The organism is Gordonia sp. SL306, from assembly GCF_026625785.1.
Classification (GTDB): domain Bacteria; phylum Actinomycetota; class Actinomycetes; order Mycobacteriales; family Mycobacteriaceae; genus Gordonia.
Genome location: NZ_CP113063.1, coordinates 2,220,847 through 2,245,649, shown reverse-complemented (window position 1 = coordinate 2,245,649; position 24,803 = coordinate 2,220,847). Strand labels below are relative to the sequence as shown.

Here is a 24,803-nt window from a genome sequence, read left to right as displayed (position 1 = left end):
TCTGTGTGCCTCTGTATCGACCCGAGGGTGTGATCCGCGTTACGCTCCAGCCCGATCAGAGCCCCAGATCCCCCTCGAACCGCCTGAGGTAGCTGTCCGGGTCCTGGTTGTAGGCCGTGTTCTCCCGCTCGCAGCGTTCGAGCAGTGCGGTACGTTGCGCCCGCTCGACAGCCCGCCGAGCGTCGTGGGCCTTGATCACTTTCGACGTGGCAAACACCAGTAGCCCGATGGCTGCGGCCGCGGCAAAGATGTACCAGAACTTCACCACCACGGCGATGATGATGAGCACCACGATCACCAGGGCGCCCGCGCCTTTGTTGCCACCATCTGACTTGGCCATCTCGTCGCTCCTCGCGATCGTCGTGTTGGGGACATCGTCGCAGGACATACCGACAGTTACAGCAGGTCGCAGCGTTGTCAGGTGACCCGACGGAATGGTCACCAACCCGAGAATGTTGGAATGCCATGTAAGCGTTTGCTTAGGTATCGGCTCGGGCAAGTCCGTCCGACGGCGACCACCCAGGCTTGGAACAGGGGGCGGCCATGGCCACACACGTTGACCACATATCGAGCGGCGATGCTGCCGTCCCGTTGGTGCTCCCCACCCACGACTCCTTCTACGACGCGCCTGCGGGCCTTCACGCCATGCGGCCCGGCGAGATCATCCGGTCGCGGCAGGTCGAGCTCAAGGACTATTGGGCGTCACATCACCGCAGCCGGGCGTGGCAGCTGCTGTACCGGTCGACCGACCTGAACGGCACTGCGGGCGTCGCGGCCACCACGGTCGTCATGCCGCGCAAACGTGCGCGCGACGGCCAATTCCAACTTCTGTCCTTTCAGTGCGCGATCGACGCGGTCACCTCGCAGTGCTTTCCGTCGTATGCACTGCGCAAGGGCGCGTCGGCGGCCAAAGCGATTGCGCCGTTCGAGTTCCTGGTGGTCCGCCGTGCGCTGGCCAAGGGCTGGGCGGTGGCGATCCCTGACCACGAGGGCATGCTCGGCGCGTGGGGTGCCCCGCGTGAGCCCGGCTATCGTACTCTCGACGGCATCCGTGCGGCGTTGTCGTTCAACGACTTCCAGTTCCGTTTCGACACACCGGTCGGCCTGTGGGGCTATTCGGGCGGTGGCATGGCGACGTCGTGGGCTGCCGAGATGGCGCCGACGTACGCACCGGAGCTGAATCTCATCGGCGCGGTTCTCGGCTCCCCGGTGGGGGACATGGCATCTGCACTGATGCGCCTGAACGGCGGCTTCCACACCGGGCTGCCGGTGATGGCCATCGAGGGACTACGACGCGTCTACCCGCAGCTCGACCGCGTGATCGTCGAACACGCCACCGAAAGTGGGCGCCGGCATCTCGCGGAAATCGCCGAGATGCCCACAGTGGAAGCGTTGCGACGCTTCAAGAATCACGACATCGACAGCTTCCTCGACATCCCGCTCGCCGACGTGCTCGCCCGCCCCGAGATCGTCGAGATGATGAACGACCTGCAACTCGGCACGCACGCCCCGACGATCCCGCTGCTCGTGGTGCAGGCGGTGCACGACGAGGTGATCAGCGTCGACGACATCGACGGCCAGGTCGAGCGCTACCGCGAGCAGGGCGTGCAGGTGACCTATGTGCGTGATCAGCTCAGCGAGCACTACTCGTTGCTACCGCTGTCGGGTCCGTTGGCGGTGTCCTGGTTGGCGAATCGGCTCGACGGGCGGCCGGCACAGGACAAGACGGTGACGGCAGTGGCCGGGCAACGGCCGCCGCGCTGGGCGAAGCTCCTCGGTGCGGGACGTGCACGGCCGGATCGTGAGAGCACCGTGACCGACGATGAGCGGCCGGCAGCCTGACCGAGCGCAGAGAGCGTCGCGTCAGGCCGAGTCTTCCAGGTGCAGAACACGATCGGTTCGGTGCATACGTCCGGTCGTGTATGCGATGGCCAGAGCGCCGGCAACTGCACAGAGCACGATCGTGACCCACCCCGGCCACTCGAGTGCCTCGACGAGCTCGAAGGCCTCCTTGATGCCGATCAGTGCGGCACCGGCGCCGACGATGAACCAGCCCGTGGCCTTGTTCGCGTACGACACGAACTGCTCCCGCTGTTCCAGCGTCAGGGCCGCCGTCACCTGTTGTCGCCACCTCTCCTGCGCGCGATGAATGAGCACATAAGCGACCGGCGGCAGCAGCCACCACCACGGCGACACCCGATCCTGATGGGGAATCGCCAGCGACTGCTCTCGGATCGTTCCGCGGTCGATCTGCTCTTCACTCAGCTCGAGCGCTCCCTGATACATCGGCCCGGCCACGAGCAGCCATGCCCCGACGTAGCCGCAGAATGCGACGAACAGCTCCACCAGTGCGCCTTTCGGACGGTGCTCTGGCCTCAGACCCGCGTGACGTCGAGGTTCCCCTCTTGAAACTGCGATCGCAGACGCTTCTTGTCGAACTTGCCGACGCTGGTCTTCGGCACCTCGTTGATCACCGTCCAGTTCTCCGGCAGTTGCCACTTGGCGACCTTGTCGGACAAGAACTCTCGCAGCGTGTCGACCGTGGCGTCGGAGCCTTCGCGCAGGACCACCGCGACCAACGGGCGCTCGTCCCACTTCTGATCCGGCACCCCGATCACCGCGGCCTCGATGACGTCCGGGTGTCCCATGACGGCGTTCTCCAGATCCACCGACGAGATCCATTCGCCACCGGATTTGATGATGTCCTTGGTGCGGTCGGTGAGGGTCAGATACCCGTCGGGAGTGATGGATCCGACGTCGCCGGTGCGCAGCCAGCCGTCCTGGAACTTGTCCGGCGCGTCGACCCCGTAGTAGGAGGCGGCAATCCACGGTCCGCGGACCTCGAGCTCGCCGATGCTCTCGCCGTCGTTGGGCACCACCTGGCCGTCGTCGTCGACGAGCCGCGCCCGCACCGACGCCGGGAACCGGCCCTGCGTGTAGCGGTAGCGCCACCGCTCCTCACCCTCGGAATCGGCAGGCGGACGTGCGACCGAGCCGAGCGGCGACGTCTCCGTCATCCCCCACGCGTGTAGCACCTGTACGCCGTGGTCCTTGTCGAAGGTGTGCATCAGGGACGGCGGCACCGCGGACCCACCGATGAGGACGTCGTGCATGAACGAGATGTCCTGCGGGTGCTGCTCCAAGTACTGATGCAGCCCTTGCCAGATGGTCGGCACGGCGGCTGAGAAGTTGGGTCGTTCGGCTTCGATCAGTGCGGCAAGGGGTTCGGGCTGCAAGAATCGGTCGGGCATGATCAGTGATGCGCCGATCATGAACGCCGCATAGGGAAGTCCCCACGACATCGCATGGAACTGCGGAACCACCGCCAGCGCACGGTCGCCCTGCTTGAGCGCCGGCCCGTCGGTCATGCACACCTGCATGGAGTGCATGTAGATCGAACGGTGCGAGTAGGCAACGCCTTTCGGGTCGCCGGTGGTGCCGGACGTGTAACACATTGCCGCGGCCGACAGTTCGTCGACCTCGGGCCAGTCGAACTCTTCTGGCTGGTCGGCGATCAGCGCGTCATACGAATGCACCTGGATGCCGTCCGGGACGTCGATGCCGTCGGTGTCTCCGGTGACGATCAGGTGCTTGACGGTCGTCAGCTGCGGAAGCTGCGGCGCCAGCAACGGGACGAGCGTGGCGTCGACGATGACGACGTGGTCTTCGGCATGGTTGGCGACGTGGACCAGTTGCTCCGGGAACAGCCGGATGTTGAGGGTGTGCAGCACCGCGCCCATCGACGGCACTGCGAGGTAGGCCTCGAGGTGTTCGGCGTTGTTCCACATGAACGTCGCCACCCGCTCGTCGCCGGTGACGCCCAGGCCGCGCAGAGCGTGGGCGAGTTGCGCGCACCGGCGACCGACCTCGGCGTAGCTGCGTCGTCGAGCGCCGGCGTCGGTCCAGGTCACCACCTCCGCCGTGCCGTGGAAGGTGCTGCCGTGGCGCAGCAGCTGTGCGATCGACAGGGGGGCGTCTTGCATGGTGCTCAGCACTGATTCACTCCTTGGTCATGAATGTGGTCGCGTTTGACGGTGATGCGTCACCACCGGCACGCGGCCGCGTCCGATCTCCATCATCGTCGGTATTGCCGGATTGGTTGGCCGATTTTCGGGACTTGCCCATGAACCCGCCCGACACCTCGTCGCCCGGCGTGCTCGCAGCCACGGTCAGTGCCGCACCGAAGGCCATCACACCCACGAAGCCGCTGGGATCGACTCCGCTGAGCGAGGCCACCTTATGCAGCCGGTTGTTGATCGTATTCGGGTGTACGCCAAGCGCTCTCGCGGTTCGGCCGCGATCCATGTCGCAGCGCAGGTATTGCTGCAGAAAGGTCATCAGCTCCGGGAACGGCTCGATGGGCGCCAGCACGGCGGCGACATGGTCGGCTGCCGGGCCCGGCCGCGTCAGCTGAAACTCCAGCGCCACATCGGCCAGCCGGTACACGCTGCGCTCGCTGCGGTGCCCCGCCGACAGGCGCAGCACCTCGGCGGCCAACCTCCCCGCCGACGGCACGTCGGCGATCGCCACCGTCTCCACCAGACCCGCCCGCACATCGACACCCACCGATGACCGGATGCGTTCGACCAGTTCGGCGGCCGCCGTCAGCGCCGAAGCGGTGCCGTGCGTGTCGGCCGGCAGGAGCAGATGACCGCCCGCCGGTCCCAGCGTGGTCAGGATCGACGTGGCGCGCCGGAACTCGGGCAACGACAGGATCGAGCGCATCTTGCGTCGCCCGGCCACCAGCCGGCCGGTCGCGTCGTCGACCAGCTCATCGGTCGTCGACGCGATCGCCAGCGCGAGCACGTGGTACTCGGCGGCCAGCTCGATCCGGAAGCGATCGGCATACGGCCGGGCTTCCTGACCGTCGAGAATCATCCGCGCCACCAGGTGCCCGGCGCTGCTCTTCTCGCTGTCGAGGATCATCTGTTCCTGCTCGTAGGCGTCGACGAGCGTCGCCGAGAAGGTGCCGAACAGCGAGATGAGTGCGGTACCCAGGTAGGCCACCTCCGCGCCCTCCTCCGGGCGGGCCAGTGCGGCCGCCTCGGTCCAGAAGCGCTGGAAGCCCGCTTGCCAATTGCGGATCACCACCGACAGCGGCACCCCTTCGTCGGCGCGCTGCACCGCGATCTCACGGGCGGGGCGCAGTTCGTCCTCGCTGGGTGCCACGTTGTCGCCGAGCGCCCGGAACACCGTCGACAGCGTCCGGCGCGTCACCCACGGCAATTCGGTCAGCCGGATGTCCGACGGCAACGCCCGCAGCGCGTCGGAGCTGTCGAGCGCGGACTGCTTGATCATGTCCTTGGCGCGCAGCTGCAGCCGATGCAGCAGCGCACTCGTCCCCGCGGGTGGCTCGGACGACGTCAGAGCGGCCATGCCCACCTCCAAGCTTGTGCGATCGCACACCGCATCTATAGGTCACCTGTGAGTATCGAATATTGCGATGGTCAAGAGCCCACCATAGCGTGGTGACACAGCAGCGAATGTGATGGGCACCACCTCATCGTCGCTTCGCCCGGTCCCGTCTCAGGCACCGACCTTTCTGCTCGCGACCACGAAGAACACTGAGGAATCACGATGGATCAATCGGCCACCCGGCAACGCGGCGCGCCCGATCACCTTCCGCCCGCCGTCACCGAGCCGGGTGAGTGGCGTGACACCGGTCGTCCGTCCCGATCCGGCGCGGCCACAATCGGCGGCACCCGCGCCTGGGTCATCACCGCGATGTTGATGGTGCTGATGATGATCAACTTCGCCGACAAGGCGGTGTTGGGACTGGCCGCGACCAGTATTCGGGAGGAGTTCGGGCTCACGGCCGCGCAATACGGCACCATCTCGAGTGCGTTCTTCCTGTTGTTCAGCATCTCGGCACTGGTCGTCGGCCATCTCGCCGACCGATTCAGCACTCGCAAGGTGCTGCTCGTGCTGGCGCTGATCTGGTCGGTCGCGATGTTGCCGGTCATCGGTCCGGCAGGATTCACGGTGATCCTGCTGTCGCGTGTCGTTCTCGGTGCCGCCGAAGGGCCCGCCTTCGGCGTGGCACAGCACGCCGTGCACAAGTGGTTCTCCGACGCCGATCGCGGGATGCCGACGGCGTTGGTGAGCACCGCGACGTCGATCGGGGTGATCATCGGTGCGCCCGTGCTGTCGTGGGTGATCTCCGCGCACGGCTGGCGGTCGGCGTTTGTACTCGTGGCCGCCGTCGGGGCGGTGTGGTGTGTGGTGTGGCTGTTCGTGGGACGCGACGGCCCGGTCGACGTGCAGTCGACGACGTCGACCGCCGACGCCGTGCGCCCCATCGATCAGGTGCGGGTGCCGCTGCGCAGGATTCTGTCGTCGCGCACCTGGCTCGGTGCCGCCCTGAGCGCGTTTGCCGCGTACTGGTCGCTCGCGCTGCTCATCTCGTGGGTGCCGGCGTTCCTGACCGACGACCTGGGCCACAGCAAGTCCGCCGCCGGGACGCTCACGGCACTGCCATGGCTGGTCGGGATGATCGCCTTGCTCGCCCAGGGTTTCGCCACCCAACGCATGATGCGTAACGGCCGTTCGAGCAGCGCCGCGCGAGGCATCATGCCCGGCGTCATCGTGGTGGTGGGCGGTGTCTGCATCCTCGTGTTCGGCTATGTGCACGCGAGTGCCCTGATACTGCTGTTGATGGCGCTCGGGCTGGGGTTGTCCGGCGTGGCGCTCGCCGCAGGCGCCACCGCGTGCAGTGAGATCTCGCCGGTCGGTCAGCGCGGCGTCGTGCTCGGGGCGTTCGTCGGGCTGTACTCGCTGGCCGGTGTGATCGCCCCGTTCGTCGCCGGTGTCCTCATCGATCACGCAGGCGGCGATCCGCACTCCGGCTACACCGTGGTCTTCGCGCTCACCGGCGTCATCGTGGTGGTCGGCGGAGTCCTGGCCATCACCCTCATCCGTCCCGAACGTGACACCGCCCGACTCATCGCGGCCGGCTCACCCATCTCCTGACCGCGGCACCTGCCCGCACTGTTGTCCCATCTCGAAACGGAGTTCTCTTGTCCAGCAACACCCAGACCGCCACCGCGCACACCGCCACCGCCAACCGGGCGGTGCTCGATCAGCTGCCCTTCGACGATCGCCGGGCCTTCGACGACGCGCACCGCGGCTTCATCGCCACCCTGGATCCGATGGTGATCACCGACGACACCGGTCGCGTCGTGTGGGATCTGGAACGCTTCACCTTTCTGCAGGGTGATGCGCCGGCGACGGTCAACCCCAGCCTGTGGCGGATGTCGCAGCTGCACACCGCGCACGGCCTGTTCCAGGTGGCCGATCGCATCTTCCAGGTCCGCGGATTCGACATCTCCAACATGACCGTCATCGAGGGTGACACCGGCTACGTCGTCGTCGATCCGCTCACCTCGGTCGAATGTGCTCGGGCGGCGATGGATCTGGTGCGTGAACACCTGGGCGACAAGCCGATCCGCGCGATCATCTACACCCACAGCCACGCCGATCACTTCGGCGGGGTCAAGGGCATCGTGTCCGACGACGAGGTGGCCGGCGGCACGGTGCGGATCGTCGCGCCGCTCGGCTTCCTGGAACACGCGGTGAGTGAGAACGTATACGCGGGCAACGCCATGACGCGCCGCGCCCAGTACATGTACGGGCAGAACCTGCCGGTCGACGCGGCCGGGGTGATCTCGACGGGCCTGGGGATCGCACTGTCGAAGGGGCAGATGAGTCTGCTCGAACCGACCGACGTGATCTCGGGGACCAGCCAGGAACTGGTGCTCGACGGTGTGCGGTTCGAGTTCCAGTACACCCCGGATTCCGAGGCGCCGGCCGAGATGCACTTCTACCTGCCTGATATGCGGGCATTGTGTATGGCCGAGAACGTATCTCACCACATGCACAATCTGTACACGCCGCGCGGCGCGCAGATTCGGGACGCGGTGGGGTGGAGTCGCTACATCGATGAGGCGTTGCGGCGCTACGGCGCGGTGACCGATGTGATGTTCATCTGCCATCAGTGGCCGGTGTGGGGAACGCGGTCGGTGTGCGAGTTCCTGGCCGAGCAGCGTGACCTCTACCGCTACATCCACGACGAGACGCTGCGCCTGGCCGCGCACGGCTACACGATGATCGAGATCGCGGAGATGGTGGAACTGCCCGAGGGGCTGGCCACCTCGTGGATAGCGCGCGGCTATTACGGGTCGCTCAATCACAACGTGAAGGCCGTCTACCAGAAGTATCTCGGGTTCTTCGACGGCAACCCGGCGCACCTGCATCCGCATCCGCCCGTTGAGGCCGGACAACGCTATGTGGAGTTCATGGGCGGTGCCGATGCCGTGTTGAACAAGGCGCGCAAGTCCTTTGACGACGGCGACTATCGGTGGGTGGCCGAGGTGGTCAATCATGTGGTGTTCGCCGAGCCGAACAACCAGGCCGCGCGCGAGTTGCAGGCCGATGCGTTGGAACAGCTCGGCTATCAGAGTGAATCGGCGCCGTGGCGCAACTTCTACCTGACCGGTGCGCAGGATCTGCGCGAAGGTGCCCACAGCGACGAGGCGGCGTTGGGTGCGGGTGAAGTGATCGCCGCGATGACCGTCGACATGCTGTTCGACTATCTGGCCATCCGGCTCAACGGGCCCAAGGCGGGTGGGCAGAGCTTCGCGATGCAGGTGCAACTCACCGACACCGGCGAGTCCCGGCGAGTGGAGCTCGTCCACGGCGTATTGAACTGCACGCCTGCGCAACCCGACGATCACACGGACACCACGCTTTGCCTGCCCAAGGCCGCGTTGACCGGTTTGGCGTTGGGTGCGGTGGCGCTGGCCGACGCGGTGGCCGCCGGCCAGGCGCAGATCTCCGGTGACGAGGAACCGGCGTATCTGCTGTTCGCGCTGCTCGACACGTTCGCCCGCACGTTCAACATCGTCACCCCGTGACCCGGCAGTCGACGTCGCAGGTCCCGGAGGCTGCGGCGCAGGGGTCGGGGGTGCAGGAGTCGGGGGTGCAGGACGCCGAACCCGACTACCGGTTCACCCTGGCCAACGAACGCACCTTCCTTGCCTGGATTCGCACGGCGCTGGCATTGCTGGCTGCCGGGGTCGCCGCCGACGAACTGATCGGTGGCGGCGCCGGGAACATCGACCATTCGGTGCTGGCGGTGACCTGTGTGGTGGTGGCGACCCTGTTGTCGCTGGGCGCGTTTCACCGGTGGCGCCGGGTGCAGTCCGCGATGCGGCGCAGCGATCCGTTGCCCCCGGCGTCGATCGTGCGGATAACGGTCGGTGGGGTGTGCGCCATCGCCTTGGTCTGTGTGGTGGTCGTGATCTTGTGACGACGACCGAACGCGATCCCGGACTGCAGCCGGAGCGAACGCTGTTGGCCTGGCGCCGAACAACTCTTACCGCAGTCGGCGTGCTCCTGCTGTGTTGTCGTGCGCTGGCGGTCGGTCAGACGGTGGCTCATGTGGTGGCCGTTGCGCTCAGTGGCGCTCTGGTGTGCGCGCTGTGCGTCGGCATGCGGCAGCGCGCTCGCCGCTATCAGGAGAATCCGCGGTGTGCCGAGCATGCGTCGACGGTGTTGCTGTGGGTGATCGCGGTGGTGATCGGTTGCGTGGGTGTGGTGTCGGCTCTCGGGTAGCGCCGTCACACGCCGTTGAGGAACTCCAGGATCGCGGCGTTCACACGATCGGGTTCCTGCATCTGCACGAAATGGCCGGCGCCAGGGACGGTCTCGACGTGGCGCAGGCCCGGCACGAGCTGCTTCATGGACCCGAGTGGGTCGCGGCCCATCATCCCGAGGACCGGATCGCGATCACCGACGACAAACAATGTCGGAGTGTGTATCTCGGCATCGCCGATCTCTGTGTTCTGCTCCCAGACGGCATCGGCCGCGCGGTACCAGTTGAGTCCGCCGGTGAAGCCGGTACGACGGAACTCGGCGACGTAGTGGTCGAACTCGTCGGTGCTCAGCCACGGCCAGGGGAGCGGGGGTGCGGGCGGGAGGACGTCGAGGTAGCCGTTGCCCTCTGACGGGTGCTCCCAGCAGGTGAGGTACCGATCGACGTCACTGAGCGCCCAGAAGATCCGACGCAGGAACTCGTCGGCGTTGTTGTCGAGCTCCTGCTCGGCGAGCCCCGGCTGCTGGAAATAGTGGAAGTGCAGGAAGTGGTCGCGGGCCATGGCGGTGTAGATGGTGCTGGGGCTGACAGGTACGCGGGGAGTCAGCGGGACGCTGAGCTGGATGAGGCCGGCGACGCGATCGGGAATCCACCGGGCGAGATCCCAGGTCAGCTGGGCGCCGAAATCGTGTCCGGCAAAGATCGCTCGGTCGGCGTCCAGCGCGTCGAGCAGGCCCTCGATATCGGCCACCGTCGTGGTGCGGTCGTAGGCCGCCACGTCGGTCGGCCGGCTGCTGTGACCGTAGCCGCGCATGTCGGGGGCCACTGCATGCCAGCCGGCGTCGGCGATGGCGGGGATCTGGTGGCGCCACGAATAGCCGAGTCCGGGGAATCCGTGGCAGAGGATGACGGGTACGCCGCTGCCCTGTTCGGTGATGAACATGTCGATTCCGTTGACATGGATTGTCCTGGTGCGGGGTTCGGCGGTCACCGTGTGGACGTTACCCGGTGGTTGCTTTGGTAGCGGCAGGATCGACGTCGGCGAACGGCGATGTGCTCGCGGATGGATCGGCTTGAGGTTCGATGCTCGATTCGACAGGATAATCGAATGCGTGGGCCGGCGGACCTGCTGGGATCGACTGATTGTCGAACGCTGGGCCGGTCAGGACAATCGAGAACATTGATGCAAGTCGACGGGCATAGTCACGCTCGACATTTTGTCTGCACTTGTACATCACATAGTACTGCCAGAACGTAAAGACTCCGAGAATCAAGAGAGCACTTGCGCTCTCGGCTAGTCCGGGAGAACCGGCTGGGCCCAACAAGATGCACGCATTGAATGTGAATATACCGATGGAAGCGGCGCCGACAGCGTACCTACTCGCACCGAGCGTGTGATAAAGGTCCGAGCCGTTCGTGTACTCTTTCTTGATAGGCGCAAGTCCTGGTTTACATTCCAGGCTACCGAGAACTGTTTGTAGGAGCGTCCAGTTATCAATGAATGTCCGATTGTAAGCACTGCGGCAATTCGTGCAACGAGCAGCGCAGAATTTCGCCTTATGTTCGAGCTCCGGATCGCATAAACGCGATCCGGGCTTGATGTGTAGTAATGGTATCCGGCGTGGATAGATAAACGGCGCTTTCGATAGTCTACGACTGAGCTCTTCGGATGACGCGGTCCGCGAGTAGCGGGCTAGCGATTCCGGACTACCTTTGTACGCAGTAAGATACTGGCCCAGGACGTGCGCGCCGCGGTCTCGACGATAGAAAAGCGTAGTCCCCAGGATGCTGGCAGAGCTCTTGTAGCGGAAGTAATACATCTGGTACAAGATGAATCCGATTGGTAGTGAGGCGGCGAATGCGGCAATAAGGGTATGAGTAGTAGCACTGTCCAAAAACTCGGACAGACCGTTCTTCGGATTGTTGAGGAGCCGCCAGATAGATTGAAACGCAAGTATGTTCAGCATGAAGACAAAACCGGGAATGCTCCACCTGAGTATCTGCCGGGCAGTCTCCACGCCATCTCCTGATTGAGTTTCACACCACGCTTACGCTAATACTATGACATAGTGGTCTCGATTTGCTTGATGTATCCAAAAAGTTCGCACAAAGCGTCGCGGTCACTGAAAGCAGACTACTAGCGTCGCCTGGCTGGCCTTGCGACGCGCGGTGACGATGCCTGCGTCGATCGTCCGCAATACTCGATCCCCTCAACGGGACGGGCTCTGCATGCAGAGGCCGGCCGCCATTCTGAAGGCTCAGGGCCTACTTGAGAGTGTCGCCGGGACAAGATGATTGGTAGTTTCCTGGCGAATCACATCGTTCGCGTGGGTGAGGGTCTCGTTGAAATGTGCGACACCCGCCGCGCGTGCACCGTCGGTGTCGCCGGTGGTCGCCAGGTGCTGTGCGGCGATGTCTGCGGCTTCGGTGGCGCCGACCATCAGGAGCTCGGGAGCCTGGAACAGGACGGCCGAACCGACGTCGATGGCATCGAGTGTCGCGGCCTGCGCGGGTGTGGTGGGCGTGGCGATCTGTGGTGGGTTCGCGACGATCGGCGCGTTGAGCGCATCCACGATCTTCGTCCGTCCGGTGTCAATGGCTTTACCGACGGCCGCAGGCGGGGCGCCTGACCGGACGGTGTCGGCGAGGGTGAGCCCCTCGACGACGGCCACCTCGAGCGCGTTCTGGGCCCGGGGCAGCACCAAATTCAGATCGTTGTCGATGATGCCGGTCATTGCCGAGTTTGCCGGTCGCGTGACGGATGCTGCGGCGATACCCGTTGCGCGGTCGGTAGATCCGGTCTGTGCCTGGGCTGCTACGAAGACTCCCGGAGAGCGAACGATGGCGACAGGTACGTCCACCACGAAGTCGATGATGTGGGGGCAGATGAGCGCACAGTACTTCAGCTGGTTGCCGGCGAAGGTCGTGACGATGGCGCCGGGTGGGAGTGCCGTCGTTGGTTCGTCGGGGTTCACGACGGTGGGCGGTGGACCGGCCTCGGCCGCTGATGCCGCCGGGGCGTTGACCAGGGTCAGCGCGGCGAGGGACGTCAAGATGGCGGTCGCCAGGATGCGGGCGTGATGGTGCCGGTTCATCCGGGCTCCCTGGGTTGCTCTCGGTGGTCCATTCGAGTGTGCGGGATCGGAGCTGAAGGGTTGCTGAAACCTGGCGGTCGGTGCATGGCACGGAGTCATCCAAGCGACCGACGCCGGTTGGTCGAGTCGGTCGACCCGCTTGCTACGGTCGAACCGATCTAAATGCAGGTGGGGACAGCGATCGGGGGGTCGTCGAGTGGGGGAAGTGCTCAAGGCTGAGCCGGACTGGATCAGTGGCCTGGGAAATCACGTCCTGGCGCTGAACGCGAACGTCCTCAGGACGGTCAACCTCGTCAACAGCCATTCGGGCTCCACAGGCGAGTTCAAAGGGTTGATGGACAACCTCAAGGACCCGATCGACACCTTGTGTAGGGCGACTGTCCGCCGGCAGAGCACCCTCGGTCCCGCGATGCAGGGGACCAGTGTGAACCTCAAGCAGGCCGCCTGGAACTACACCAGCACCGATCACGAAGCCGCTCTGGGAATCGCGCACACTCGCACGCAGGAATACAACACCAATCCGTTCATCCCACCTGCCGAGGTAATGCTCGGAACAGCCGATGATCCGGTTATTCGAATACCCGTGGTCGACGATGTTCCCCATGCGCGACTGCTGGCAGCGCCGCGCGAGATCGACGTCGTTCCTCCGCCGAACGAGAACGTGGACTGGAACGCTCTGATCGAGGAATCGGCAGGTTGGCTGGCCGATGCCGATTCGTTCATCGAGGACCTGTCGGGTTGGAGTCCGATCCGGGAGGCGCTCGAACCGGTCGCCGGCAATTGGATGGAACTCAAGCGCATCGGCAAGACGTACGGCAAATCGGGCGGTGCGTTCGACACCGTTGCCGGGGACCTGACGTCTGGGCACGGCGAGATCGACGAGCACTGGAATGGCCAGGCTGCAGTGGCCTACAGCGCATACTCCACCGAGATGGTGAAGGGGCTGAACTGGGAAGGTTCAGTCGGTCGTCTCGTCGAGCAAGGGCTGTCCCTGTCGGCCGATCAGCTCGAGTCGGCCGCAAAGGCGATCATCGAGCTCGTCCAGAAGGGTCTGTCACGAATCGTCAAGGTGGACAGCTTCACCGGTGCATTGAAGCTAGCTGCGAAGGTGGTCCCTGGTGCCGGAACCGCGGCAGCGATTGCCGAGGTCTCTCATCTGCTCCTGGAAGTGTCATTTGCAGTTGAGGACCTGATCAGGGAGTTGAAGTCCTCCATCGATGCCGTGAGTACATTCATCGAATTCTGCAATGATCCAATTGGATTTGCGCACGGACGTGCCGAGGACAAGGTTAAGGAAGAACTCAAGCCGTTCACCGACTTCCTTGAGAAGGCACAATCCACACGCCAGCTGGTCATCGATGTGGACACCGCGTTGGACCTGGAGCGCTTGAGCGACAGGCCAACCGCCGCCTACAACCCGGGCTCGGGTCCAGAAATTTGGGAGGACGAACCGTGAAATACAGATCCAGACTCTTGCTGACGATCCCTGCCTTGTCCGTGGCGCTGCTGCTATCTGCATGTGGGGAGGATTCTGCTGACGATACTGCCCAGCAGGCAACAGGACAGAGTGAGACGGCCGCTTCCCGCGGAGCTCCTGTGCAAAGCCCGACCGCATTGACCGCTGAAGCCATCTGCGCGGCCCTGACCCCGCAAGACATCGCACCACTTACCGACGGTGACGTAACCAAGCAGCCGGAACCCAAGGACGACCGCGGTCTACCTGGATGCGAATGGCCGGTCAGTGACGGATACGGGTCGTTGGAAATGGATGTCTTCAAGCCCTTTGACGTGAGCATAATTCTGGACAGCGCTGTGGTCCGGCAATTCCCTGTCGGGGACGGGACCGTGTACCAGCAGACAAAAGATGACGCTTCGACGTGTCGGGCGCTGGTAAAAACGCCCGACACACCGAAGGGCTTCGTACTGCGGGTGAGACTTGATGGCCAAGCAGATGCATCGAAACTCTGCGAGTCTGCCATCCCCCAGACCGAAAAGGTCCTCAAGGCACTGGGCTGGTGATTTCTCCATGACGGACCCGGCCGGTTTTGACGAAGCACTTCACAAGCTTCAGGGCGCCTTGGATCACCTCGCCACCGTAACAATCCGAGCGCGCAACATCGAGTTCCCGAGCGTCGAATTCACCTCGCCGGAGCCAGAACCCGACGCTGATCCGGGTCGCACCGGTGATGATCTCGCCGATCTGCGTCGGTGGGCGACAGATGAGAACGCGCGCAATGCCGAGTTCCGCAGGCGCGTAGACGAGGCTTTCGAAGCTGAGATCGATGGCCGGGGCGGCTGGCTCACCGATGAGCGGCGTACCCAGATCGTCGACGACGTGCGTGCGAACCTGCTCGCCCAACTGCGACGCTTTGGCAGTGTCTAGCAGGTCGACGGCGGGCGGCATACTGCTCCTCGAGCGGTGGAGCATTCCGCTGGGAATCGTTGCGCTGCAAACAGTCATGGTGGCGGCGATAATCGGGATCGGCAACGAGGCGGAGTACCGATACTGGGATGACCGCTTTTCGCTCTCGGTTTCCCGAAACGTCGACCTCGATGCCACAGACGATCGTCACGCGACGGCGGCTGACGTCGGCGCGATCCTCGACGGGGTGCCGGGCACGTGGAGCGATGTGCCGCAAGCGTATCCGGATGGTGGCGAGGGTGCGTTGTCCTCGCTGGCCGACGCGATGCACAATCTGGATGACGCAATCAAACGGGCGAGGTCAATCGATTTCGGGGGTGCGGGTACGGGTGCCTTCGGCTGGGGGATTGAAATGCGCGTGACCATCTTCGTGGTCGTTGCGTATGTCGTCGCCGCGACACGAAGCCGTACCAACGGCTCTGCCCGAGGCCTACGTATCCTCTCGCACTTCCAAAGGCACTGACTGCCCATGGAACCAGAGCATGAAAGCAGCGCTCTCACACTGCGCTGGACGAAGCGCACCGCATACGAATACCGACCGTCGCGGGATGGGTTGTTCGTTCTGATCGGGATCGGGGTCGTGGGGTGCGTTGGGTCACTGGCGATGTCGTTTCCAGCGGTTGCATTGACATTCGTGTGCGTGGCGCTCATACCAGTTGCAGCGCGGGCCCCGTTGCGCACGAAACTGATGATGCGATGCGATCACGTCGCGGTGTACCGGCAACCCTTCTATGCGAACCCCGGGGTCACGCTCTCGCTGTTGTGCGGGGTCATGGCCGGCGGGATGATCGGCGCCTTCCTTCTCGGATACTCGGATGCTGGGCGAATGCTGTTTCCAGCACTGATGAGCGCGGCGCTTGTCCCGGTGCTCCTCACAGTGAGTTACCGCGAGCGTGGCCCGCTGGTCATTGACGGTGCTGGCATCGAGTTCGGTGATGGGAGGCGGTTCGACTTCGAATCGACGACGGTCGGCTTCCTCATGATGAGCAACGGAGTCCCCGCGATCGAGCTGCGCTCTGCGACGCTGAGAAGCGGACGCACGCGACGGTTGCTGCACCGGCCGTACAACGTCGATTTCAACACGATGCTGTCTACGATCGAGCAACTGCAGGGTTGGCATGCCCAGGGTCGGTGGGCGACGCCTGCGGAGATCCAGGCCATGCTGAGTGTGTCTACGCCCAGCGACGTCGAGATCGGCGAGTCCGTGACAATTGGAGTGCGGGTGGCCGAAACGCGGAAGCGCACTTGAGACGTCGCTGCCGATAGTGCGGCGGGTTGTGATCGATACCCGGATGACCAAAAGCGAAGGTGCCATAAGCAATTGGCCCCGCGCGGCCGGTGCGATACCGCTCGGATAGACCAGGCTGGGCGCTAGTGCGCCCAGCCCCACCCACCTACAAGGACGACATCTTCACATACGAGTCGGACAACGGCTCGCGGTTCGTGAACGAAATCGTCTGATCGACCCTCTGGAGCGTTCGATCTTGCGTCCAATCTGGCGCCGGCGCGGATTGTCGACTGAGCTGACTCGGCCCATCTCCGTGGCCGCCAAGGGGTTTCCAGATACGGCTACTGAGTGCGCCGCTGGAGTTGGCCTGGCCGAGGCGGGTCAGGGCCGCCGGCAGTCGGGGAGGAACGTGCATCTCAGTACAACCGGTCGGCCTCTATGACGTCGGGCAGGGCACTCAGACCTTCCGGACTCTATGCAAAAGGATCAAGTTATGCATAAACTGACCAGTGTGATGGAGGCCACTACCCCGGCCGAGTTGAAGGAGAGTGCACAACATGGTTCGTCGAGTCGTGACGGGCGTTGACAGCGCAGGATCGTCGGTCATCAAAGAGGACGGACCCACAGCGGCCACCGTCTACAAGCACACCCCAGGATTCGAGAGTTCCGTGGTGTGGACGACGACCCGGCCGCCGACGGCGCGTGGAATGGAAGCTGCCGCTCCACCGGCGAGCTTCGTTCCGGGCCCGGGCGAGACAATTGCGCTGACGGTGACTTTTCCCCCGGACAGTGTCTTCGGCGCGACCGATTTCGACCCCGAGGCCGCGGTCGCCGAGAATCTGGCCAACACTCCGGGACTTGCCGACCTCTTCGAGCCCGATGCCCCGGGTATGCACACCACGCCGACCATCGACTACGCGGTACTCCTCAGCGGCACAGTCGTTCTCGAACTCGACAACAACGCGAGTACCGAACTTCATCCGGGCGACATCGTCGTTCAGAACGGTACGCGCCACGCCTGGCGTGTGCCTGGAGACGAGCCCGCAACCATCTTCGTCGTCCTCATCGGCCAGGCCGGCTGACGACTCACTCGTTCACGAAAGGTTCACAGAGAATGACAGACACCATGCTGGCTGCACGTATGCACAACGTCGCCGAGGAGATGCGACTCGAACAAGTTCCTCGCCCGGTGCCGGGCCTTGGTGAAGTGCGCGTCCGCGTTCACGCCGTCAACATCGTCCCGAATCTCAGCAACATTCTGCAGAACTGGACCACCTGGTTCCCAGAGGATCCGCTGCCGACGCTCCCCGCGACATTCGGGCTCGATCCCGCCGGGGTCGTCGAGGAGGTCGGCGAGGGCGTCATCGGCTGGGAGGTCGGCGACCGCGTCTACGTCAATCCAGGCCGATACTGCCTGGCGTGCGAGGCGTGCCGCGATGGAGATCTGATCAACTGCTCGAGCTATGCCTTCGCCGGCTATTTCGGATTCACCCCGACCTCGATCGAACTGCTCGACCGATATCCCGGTGGGCTCGCCGAACAGATGCTCGCGCCCGCCTACGCTCTGGTGCGTCTGCCGGACAATCTCGACTTCAACACCGCCGCGCGCTTCGGCTATCTGGGCACGATGTACTCGGCGCTCAAGAAGGCAGACGCCCGCCCGGGCAAGTCGATTCTCGTCAACGGGATCAGCGGCACGCTCGGTCTGTCCGCCGCGCTGCTGGCGCCGGCCATGGGACTGACGACCCTGTACGGGACGGCCCGTAACCACGGGCTGCTGAAGACCGTCGCTGACCTGGTACCGGGACGCATTCACACACACTCATTGCTCGACGGACCGGTGGACACCTGGATCAAGGAGCAGACCAACGGTCGCGGAGTCGACATCTACGTCGATGCGCTGGGTCCGGGCGCTGAGCACGAGACCTTCCGCGAAGGAATGCGATCACTGCGCCGGGGCGGCGTGTGTGTCGACATCGGCGCGATGATGGGCGAGCTGGCCATCGACATCCATCACCTGATGGATCAGCAGCTCAAGCTCCTCGGTTCGGCGTGGTCGACTGCCCGCGAATGCCAGGAGATGGCGGACATGGTCGCCGCCGGAACACTCGATTTGTCGCCACTCGAGCATCACGTGTTCCCGCTGCAGGACGTGAACAACGCGATCAACGGCATCGCCGATCGCAACGGGGGGTTCAGCAATTACATCGTCTCCCCGCTGCCTGCGTCCCAGTGACGTGGTGACCGGCCGGGGTCCGATCGCCTCGTCGTCAATGCGCAACGCCATCTTTGTGCATAGAATTGTCGAATGAGCACCGCGACCCTACCTCCGCCCCTCGTCGCGCAGACGGTCGCCCGACTACGTCAGGACCTGCTGTCCAACGTCCACCGGGCGGGAGACAAGCTGAAAGTCGATCACCTTCGGGAGCATTACGGCTGCTCGAGCAGTCCGCTACGCGAAGCGTTGAACCGATTGACGTACGAAGGCTTGGTCGTCGCCGATGAGCGGCGGGGGTTCCGGGTCGCGGAGATGTCTGTTGATGACTTCAACGACATCACGCGGCTGCGCTTGATACTCGATATGCAGGCGCTGGAAGAGGCCATCGAGCGCGGCGGCGACGAGTGGGAAGCTCAGGCGATCGCGTCGTTCTATCGGCTGCAGAAGGTCGAGGATCGCCTTCCCGAGGGACCTCTGGTCCTCGACAGCGAATGGTCGATGCTGCACAAGAACTTCCATATGACGCTGTTGTCGGCGACGACATCTCCGCGGCTGTTGCAGTCGTGCTCCAACTTGTTCGATCAGGCCGAGCGGTATCGACGGTTCTCGGCCGCGCATCGGACCCAGTCGCGTTCGAAATCCGGTGAGCACGAGGCGATTCTCAACGCGACAGTGGAGCGGAAAACAGACGAGGCCGTCGCACTTCTCACCCGGCACATCACGCGGACACAGCATGACATCGCCACCATCATGCCGAAGCTGACCTCCTGACTTTCGATGCAGTTGTTTGGGCTCTCCGCGCATAGTGACCGGAGAGCCCAAACAAATTCTCGCTGTTATGAAGTCGGGTCGCCGAGTACGTAGCAGGTCTTGGTGCTGGTGTAGAAGTCCCGCGCATCCCGGCCCTGCTCCCGAGGTCCGAACGACGACGCCCGGCGCCCACCGAACGGGACGTGGTAGTCGACCCCGGCGGTCGGGAGGTTGACCATCACCATGCCTGCAGTGGACTGCTTCCGAAATCGGGTAGAAGCAGCGAGGGACCGTGTGTAAATACCAGCCGTCAAACCGAATTCGGTGTCATTGGCTGCGCTGATCGCTTCGTCGAGATCGGCAACGCGGATCACTGATGCGACTGGCCCGAACACCTCCTCGCGGTTGACGGTGTCTTCGTTGCGGGTGCCGATCAGCAGGGCCGGTGACAGGTAGTGACCCGGGGTTGCGCGGTCGAGCAGCTCTCCACCGACGACGTCGGCGCCTTGCGATCGGGCCAGGTCGATGTATCGCCGGTCTTGCTCGAGCTGACTCGCGTCCGCGACGGGACCCATCGTCGTGTCCCCGTGTCGGGCGTCGCCGACCACGATTCGCGCACGAGCCGCTGCCAGGCGATCGACGAACTCGTCGTGGATGCTGTCGACGACGATCAGGCGCGACGACGCGGTGCACCGCTGTCCCGTCGAACCAAACGATCCCTCGATCGCCCCGGCCACCGCGGCATCGAGATCGGCGTCATCGGCAATGACCAGTGGATTCTTGCCGCCCATCTCCAATTGCACTCGGGCGCCATGGGAGTGCGCGGACTCACGAACGCGCTGTCCGGTGACGGTGGAGCCCGTGAATGACACCGCATTCACCCGCACATCACCGGTGAGGGTGTCGCCGATCTCGCGGCCCGACCCCATGACCAGGTTCAGCACGCCGGCCGGCAAACCCGCACGAACCAAGACGTCCACCAGATGCCACGCCGAAGCCGGAACGAGGTCAGCAGGCTTGAACACCACGGCGTTGCCGTGCGCCAGTGCGGGCGCGATCTTCCACGCGGGAATGGCGATGGGAAAGTTCCACGGGGTGATGACCGTGACCACACCCACTGGTTCGCGATCTACCAGGATTTCGACGCCGGGACGTACGGAACCGAGTAGTTCGCCTGGGTTCCGGACTGCCTCTCCCGCGTGGAATTTCAAGATCTGTCCGGCCCTGCGTATTTCGCCCACGCCTTCGGGCAGCGTCTTGCCCTCCTCGCGCGACAGGAGATCGCCGAGCTCGTCTGCGCGGGCGAGGAGTTCATCACCGGCCCGGTCGAGAATCTCGGCGCGTGCTGCGCCGGGCAGCGCCGCCCAGTGGGGTTGTGCCGCAGTCGCTGCGGAGATCGCGTCCTCGGCCTGGGTCCTATCGGCGCGGGCGAACTCCCCGACAACGTCGTCGAGGTCGGAGGGATTGATATCCGGCACCGCCGAAGATCCGTCGATCCATTGTCCATCAACATAATTTGCACCGAACATAGGGAACTCCTGCTGTGGTGGGCGGGTCGGCGGTCATCTCCACGGGACGTCGTGCCGGGGCCGGCACCGCCGTAGATCGTTGTGCCACCAGAAGCGAAGCACAGACCTCGCGAAGCTTGCAAGGAAAATGCAGGTTCTATTGTTTTGTGCACGAAAGTGCCGTAGCTTCGTGTTCACAGTGTTCGAGCTCACACGAGCGAACGGCCGAAACCCCGAAACCGCTGAGGTGTCAAATGAAACTCATGTCCTTCCTCCACTCCGGTCGCGAATCCTTCGGCGCAGTCGTCGACGACACCGTGGTCGATTTGGCCAATGCCTCAGGCGTTGACACGTTGGCCGCCTTCATCGCCGGCGATGACTTCGCCCGTCGCGAGGAGCTGGTCTCACAGGGCACACCGATCCCGTTGGGCGTGGTCACCTATCTGCCGGTAATCCCGCGCCCGGAGAAGATCGTGGCATCGGTGCGCAATTACATGGATCATCACCAAGAGGCGATCGCCGCGGGGCTCAAGCGAGAGTTGGCCGACTACCCGCCGATCTTCCTGCGGGTGTGGCGCTCACAGGTCGCGCACGAGGGTGCGATCGTGCGCCCCAACGCCTCGGAGACCCTCGACTGGGAGGGTGAGCTCGCGGTGATCATCGGCCGCGGCGGCCGCGACATCCCGGTGGAGAGCGCCTGGGATCACGTCGCGGGATACAGCTGCTACAACGATGGGTCGGTCCGCGAATTCCAGTTCCACGCCAAGCAGATCGCCGCAGGCAAGAACTTCGAGTCCACCGGCGGGTTCGGCCCATGGATGGTGACCGCCGACGAGATCGAACCCGGCCGCGAACTGAAGCTCGAAACCCGACTCAACGACGAAGTCGTTCAGTCCGGCGATACCGGGCAGATGATCTTCGGCATCCCGCAGCTGATCAACTACGCGTCGACGATTTTCACCCTCGCGCCGGGCGATGTCATCATCACCGGAACTCCGTCAGGCGTCGGATTCTCGCGCAAACCCCCGCGCTATATGAAGCCGGGTGACGTGGTGGAGGTCGAGATCGAGGCCATCGGTACCCTCCGCAACCCGATCGAAGCGCAGAAGTGACCGTCGCCGGCATCGACGACCTGGTGCGGGTTCGCAAAAGGCAGCTGGTGGTGGAGACCGTATTCCACGAATTCGGCCCCACATCGGAACAGCCGGTCCGGATCGCCACTGCATCCGCCGTGGTCGCCAACCCGTTCGCCGGCCGTTACCAGGAGGATCTCTCCGAATTCATGGGCGCACTGCGCCCGCTCGGCGCGTCACTCGCCGGCGACCTGATCGAGCTGTTGGGTGGCGTCGAACACGTCGAAGCCTACGGCAAGGCCAGCATCGTCGGCGTGAACGGAGAACTCGAGCACGGGGCCGTGTGGCATGAGGCGGGTGGCTGGGCGATGCGTGAAAGCCTCGGTGCGCCCAAGGCGATGGTGCCGTCGGCCAAGGCGGTCGCGGCCACCGGTTATCGCTTGATGGTGCCGCTGCACTACATCCACGCCGCGTATGTGCGGAGTCATTACAACGTGGTCGAGGTGGGTATCCAAGATGCACCCCGCCCGAACGAGATTCTGTTCGCGCTGGCGATGTCTGACGGCGGCCGCATCCATTCCCGCCTGGGCGGATTGAGCATTGCTGATGTCTCCGTCCACGACGGGCAACGCTGATCCACCACCACTGATCTACCATCATGGCCTCAACGAGGAGACTCACATGACATCCACAACAGAGACGACCTTTCAGCCGACACTCTCCCATTTCGGCGTTTTCTGTCGCGACCTCGACGCCATGGTCGATTTCTACACGTCGGTCTTCGGCATGGTTCAAACCGACCGCGGCGAGGGCAAGACCATGCCTTTCACCATCGCGTTCCTGTCGGGGAATCCGGCTCAGCATCATCAGCTCGCGCTCGCCTCGGGCCGCGGCGCGGATGCGCCGAGCACTATCATGCAGTTGTCTTTCAAGGTGGCGACGATCGACGACCTCCGGGAAGCCTGGTCGCGGGCGGAAGCCGCAAGCGCCACCAAGCTGCGTGGACTCAATCACGGAAACGCGTTGTCCATCTACTTTTCTGATATCGAGGACAACACCGTCGAGGTGTATCTCGACACACCCTGGTATGTGGAGCAACCGCACGGCGATCCGCTCGACCTTGCCGATTCCGACGAAAAGATCTGGGCCACAACGGAGCAGGTGTGCCGCCAGGACCCCACCTTCATGACTGTCGAAGACTGGCAGCGTCAGAAGTTCGGCGAACGATGAGCGGAGCCGGCGACTTCGACACCGACGTTCTGATCGTGGGGATGGGTCCGACTGGCGCTGCTCTGGCAGGACTGCTCGGACAGCACGGGATTCGTACCGCCATCTTCGATCAGCTTCCCGGGTTGTATCCGCTACCGCGTGCGGCGGGCATGGATCACGAGGTCATGCGGGTCGCCCAGGAGTTGGGAATCGCCGATCAGCTGCAGCCCCATGTAGTGCCCTACCGGGCAAGCGAATACCGGGGCGTGGACGGCGAAGTGATCAAGCGGCTCGACTCGCCGCCCCCTCCTCACCGACTCGGCTGGGACCCGATGTTTGCGTTCGACCAGCCCGCATTCGAGACCCTCCTGCGCGAACGCGTCGATTCCTTGCCGTCGGTCACCGTATCGCTGGAGAGCACGATCATCGATACCGGACAAGATGACGACCATGTCTGGGTCGACGTGCGGCGGGCCGGAGCCACGACTGTCGATCACGTCACGGGGCGTTATCTCGTCGGCTGCGACGGGGGCGCCAGTCCAATACGTCGGCGTCTCGGAATCACGATGATCGACTTGGGTTTCCACGAGAACTTCCTGGTTGTCGACGCCATCGTCGGTGACGACGCGGTGGAGCGCCTGCCGGCCACCCAAGTGCAGTACTGCGAACCGGATCGCCCCTCGACCTATGTGGTCCTCGCCGGCCATCACCGACGTTGGGAGATCATGCTCGAACCCGGGGAGCTCGCCGCGGGAAGCGTTGCCGACGACGATGCCTGGCCGTTCATCGATCGATGGATCCGGCCTGGCGAGGCCACGCTGTGGCGATCTGCCGCCTATACCTTCCATGGTCTGGTGGCCGAGAGCTGGCGAGACGGCCGCATCCTGCTTGCCGGCGACGCCGCGCACATGACTCCGCCGTTCATGGCACAGGGCATGGCCCAAGGAATTCGCGATGCCCAGAATCTGGCCTGGAAGCTGCGGTATGCAGTCGATTCGCCGACGGTTGACGCGTCGCTGCTGGACAGCTATCAACAGGAACGACGCCCGCACGTCATCGAAACAACCGGTCACGCTATCGATCTCGGCCGGGTCATCTGTGAACGCGACCAGGTTGCGGCACGTCAGCGAGACCGCGAACTCCGTGGCGACACCCCCGACGTGCCGGTCACATACCGAGCAACATTTCTGCCCCCACTCTGCGACGGCCTCATCGCCACGCACACCCCCGGTGCGGGGCGAATCCTCCCGCAACCGCGAGTCACCGCTCCCGACGGAACTTCGGCGCTGCTCGACGATGTCATCGGGAGTGGCTTCCGAGTGATCTGCGCAGCCCCGCTTGAGCCCAGCGACGCTGACCTGCTCACCGAAGCCATAGCGCCACTAGGAGGTAACGTCACAGCGCTCTCTCCGCGAAGAGGTTCGCCTGGTGGGTTGCGGCCGCTCACCGAGACCGACGACGTCCTGTCCACCTGGCTGGCCGACCTCGGGCAGAAATTCGTCATCGCGCGTCCCGACCACACGGTCTACGCCACTGCTGATTCGGTAGCCGACTGCTGCGGGCTGCTGAGCGACCTGGTCGCCGCCATTCGCGGACCGCGGGTCTCGGCGGAATAGCCTGATCGACGCCGGCCATGGAACTCCATGAGCCCCACATCACCGACACGTTCTGAGCGCGTCGCCTGATCATCGGGTCACCTACGGCACCA

25 protein-coding genes are annotated in these 24,803 nt (G+C 64.2%); 17 read left to right on the top strand and 8 right to left on the bottom strand.

What is annotated here, in order from left to right:
• Window positions 1-55 precede the first annotated feature (55 nt).
• Complete coding sequence (locus tag OVA31_RS10310; RefSeq protein WP_267631000.1) at window positions 56-340, bottom strand: hypothetical protein; 285 nt, start codon at window positions 338-340, stop codon at window positions 56-58.
• A 203-nt stretch (window positions 341-543) separates the two neighbouring features.
• On the opposite strand from OVA31_RS10310, the gene OVA31_RS10305 reads away from it, so the two are divergent.
• Window positions 544-1,842, top strand: a complete 1,299-nt coding sequence (locus tag OVA31_RS10305) for a lipase family protein (RefSeq protein WP_267630999.1) — start codon at window positions 544-546, stop codon at window positions 1,840-1,842.
• Window positions 1,843-1,863: 21 nt separating this feature from the next.
• Here OVA31_RS10305 and OVA31_RS10300 read toward each other — a convergent pair whose 3' ends face one another.
• Genes OVA31_RS10300 through OVA31_RS10290 form a run of 3 tightly spaced genes read right to left on the bottom strand, consistent with a single transcriptional unit; the run spans window position 1,864 to window position 5,376 of the window.
• Window positions 1,864-2,346, bottom strand: coding sequence for a hypothetical protein (locus OVA31_RS10300; protein WP_267630998.1), 483 nt, complete (start codon window positions 2,344-2,346; stop codon window positions 1,864-1,866).
• A 29-nt stretch (window positions 2,347-2,375) separates the two neighbouring features.
• Entirely contained in the window at window positions 2,376-3,995 is a 1,620-nt protein-coding gene (locus OVA31_RS10295) for a long-chain fatty acid--CoA ligase (RefSeq protein WP_267630997.1), read from the bottom strand.
• Between the two features lie 4 nt (window positions 3,996-3,999).
• The gene (locus tag OVA31_RS10290; RefSeq protein WP_267630996.1) at window positions 4,000-5,376 is read right to left on the bottom strand and encodes a PucR family transcriptional regulator; all 1,377 of its coding nucleotides are present in this window, start codon (window positions 5,374-5,376) and stop codon (window positions 4,000-4,002) included.
• Between the two features lie 201 nt (window positions 5,377-5,577).
• On the opposite strand from OVA31_RS10290, the gene OVA31_RS10285 reads away from it, so the two are divergent.
• Genes OVA31_RS10285 through OVA31_RS10270 form a run of 4 tightly spaced genes read left to right on the top strand, consistent with a single transcriptional unit; the run spans window position 5,578 to window position 9,612 of the window.
• Window positions 5,578-6,969, top strand: a complete 1,392-nt coding sequence (locus OVA31_RS10285) for an MFS transporter (protein ID WP_267630995.1) — start codon at window positions 5,578-5,580, stop codon at window positions 6,967-6,969.
• Window positions 6,970-7,016: 47 nt separating this feature from the next.
• Complete coding sequence (locus tag OVA31_RS10280; RefSeq protein WP_267630994.1) at window positions 7,017-8,912, top strand: alkyl/aryl-sulfatase; 1,896 nt, start codon at window positions 7,017-7,019, stop codon at window positions 8,910-8,912.
• Complete coding sequence (locus tag OVA31_RS10275; protein ID WP_267630993.1) at window positions 8,909-9,307, top strand: YidH family protein; 399 nt, start codon at window positions 8,909-8,911, stop codon at window positions 9,305-9,307. Before OVA31_RS10280 ends, OVA31_RS10275 begins: the two co-directional genes overlap by 4 nt.
• Window positions 9,304-9,612 (top strand): DUF202 domain-containing protein, encoded by a 309-nt coding sequence (locus OVA31_RS10270; RefSeq protein WP_267630992.1) that lies wholly within the window; start codon window positions 9,304-9,306, stop codon window positions 9,610-9,612. Before OVA31_RS10275 ends, OVA31_RS10270 begins: the two co-directional genes overlap by 4 nt.
• Window positions 9,613-9,617: 5 nt before the next feature.
• On the opposite strand, the gene OVA31_RS10265 is transcribed toward OVA31_RS10270, so the two are convergent.
• From OVA31_RS10265 to OVA31_RS10255, 3 genes are all read right to left on the bottom strand, one after another.
• Complete coding sequence (locus OVA31_RS10265) at window positions 9,618-10,535, bottom strand: alpha/beta fold hydrolase (RefSeq protein WP_267631474.1); 918 nt, start codon at window positions 10,533-10,535, stop codon at window positions 9,618-9,620.
• A 58-nt stretch (window positions 10,536-10,593) separates the two neighbouring features.
• Window positions 10,594-11,610, bottom strand: coding sequence for a hypothetical protein (locus tag OVA31_RS10260; RefSeq protein WP_267630991.1), 1,017 nt, complete (start codon window positions 11,608-11,610; stop codon window positions 10,594-10,596).
• Window positions 11,611-11,850: 240 nt separating this feature from the next.
• The gene (locus tag OVA31_RS10255; protein WP_267630990.1) at window positions 11,851-12,687 is read right to left on the bottom strand and encodes a hypothetical protein; all 837 of its coding nucleotides are present in this window, start codon (window positions 12,685-12,687) and stop codon (window positions 11,851-11,853) included.
• A gap of 205 nt (window positions 12,688-12,892) precedes the next feature.
• Here OVA31_RS10255 and OVA31_RS10250 point away from each other — a divergent pair, with 205 nt between their 5' ends.
• The 8 genes from OVA31_RS10250 (at window position 12,893) to OVA31_RS10215 (ending at window position 19,326) form a co-directional block, all read left to right on the top strand.
• A complete protein-coding gene (locus OVA31_RS10250; protein WP_267630989.1) occupies window positions 12,893-14,143 on the top strand; it encodes a WXG100 family type VII secretion target in 1,251 nt (416 codons plus the stop codon).
• Window positions 14,140-14,706 (top strand): DUF3558 family protein, encoded by a 567-nt coding sequence (locus tag OVA31_RS10245; RefSeq protein WP_267630988.1) that lies wholly within the window; start codon window positions 14,140-14,142, stop codon window positions 14,704-14,706. The genes OVA31_RS10250 and OVA31_RS10245 overlap by 4 nt, the downstream gene beginning before the upstream one ends.
• A 7-nt stretch (window positions 14,707-14,713) precedes the next feature.
• Window positions 14,714-15,070, top strand: a complete 357-nt coding sequence (locus OVA31_RS10240; RefSeq protein WP_267630987.1) for a hypothetical protein — start codon at window positions 14,714-14,716, stop codon at window positions 15,068-15,070.
• Window positions 15,063-15,572: a hypothetical protein gene (locus tag OVA31_RS10235; protein ID WP_267630986.1), complete on the top strand. Its 510-nt coding sequence runs from the start codon at window positions 15,063-15,065 to the stop codon at window positions 15,570-15,572. The genes OVA31_RS10240 and OVA31_RS10235 overlap by 8 nt, the downstream gene beginning before the upstream one ends.
• 177 nt (window positions 15,573-15,749) lie before the next feature.
• Window positions 15,750-16,358, top strand: a complete 609-nt coding sequence (locus OVA31_RS10230; protein WP_267630985.1) for a hypothetical protein — start codon at window positions 15,750-15,752, stop codon at window positions 16,356-16,358.
• A 536-nt stretch (window positions 16,359-16,894) separates the two neighbouring features.
• Window positions 16,895-17,419 carry a cupin domain-containing protein gene (locus OVA31_RS10225; protein ID WP_267630984.1) on the top strand — a complete coding sequence of 175 codons (525 nt, stop codon included), beginning with the start codon at window positions 16,895-16,897 and terminating at the stop codon, window positions 17,417-17,419.
• Between the two features lie 32 nt (window positions 17,420-17,451).
• A complete protein-coding gene (locus tag OVA31_RS10220) occupies window positions 17,452-18,573 on the top strand; it encodes an alcohol dehydrogenase catalytic domain-containing protein (protein ID WP_267630983.1) in 1,122 nt (373 codons plus the stop codon).
• Window positions 18,574-18,645: 72 nt separating this feature from the next.
• Entirely contained in the window at window positions 18,646-19,326 is a 681-nt protein-coding gene (locus OVA31_RS10215) for a GntR family transcriptional regulator (RefSeq protein WP_267630982.1), read from the top strand.
• A gap of 65 nt (window positions 19,327-19,391) precedes the next feature.
• Here OVA31_RS10215 and OVA31_RS10210 read toward each other — a convergent pair whose 3' ends face one another.
• Window positions 19,392-20,834 carry an aldehyde dehydrogenase family protein gene (locus tag OVA31_RS10210; RefSeq protein WP_267630981.1) on the bottom strand — a complete coding sequence of 481 codons (1,443 nt, stop codon included), beginning with the start codon at window positions 20,832-20,834 and terminating at the stop codon, window positions 19,392-19,394.
• A gap of 233 nt (window positions 20,835-21,067) precedes the next feature.
• Between OVA31_RS10210 and OVA31_RS10205 the strand changes: the two genes are divergently transcribed.
• Genes OVA31_RS10205 through OVA31_RS10190 form a run of 4 tightly spaced genes read left to right on the top strand, consistent with a single transcriptional unit; the run spans window position 21,068 to window position 24,711 of the window.
• A complete protein-coding gene (locus OVA31_RS10205) occupies window positions 21,068-21,925 on the top strand; it encodes a fumarylacetoacetate hydrolase family protein (RefSeq protein ID WP_267630980.1) in 858 nt (285 codons plus the stop codon).
• Window positions 21,922-22,521: an amino acid synthesis family protein gene (locus OVA31_RS10200; RefSeq protein WP_267630979.1), complete on the top strand. Its 600-nt coding sequence runs from the start codon at window positions 21,922-21,924 to the stop codon at window positions 22,519-22,521. The genes OVA31_RS10205 and OVA31_RS10200 overlap by 4 nt, the downstream gene beginning before the upstream one ends.
• Window positions 22,493-23,116, top strand: coding sequence for a VOC family protein (locus tag OVA31_RS10195; protein ID WP_267630978.1), 624 nt, complete (start codon window positions 22,493-22,495; stop codon window positions 23,114-23,116). The genes OVA31_RS10200 and OVA31_RS10195 overlap by 29 nt, the downstream gene beginning before the upstream one ends.
• Entirely contained in the window at window positions 23,113-24,711 is a 1,599-nt protein-coding gene (locus OVA31_RS10190) for a bifunctional 3-(3-hydroxy-phenyl)propionate/3-hydroxycinnamic acid hydroxylase (RefSeq protein ID WP_267630977.1), read from the top strand. Before OVA31_RS10195 ends, OVA31_RS10190 begins: the two co-directional genes overlap by 4 nt.
• The last annotated feature ends 92 nt before the right edge of the window (window positions 24,712-24,803 follow it).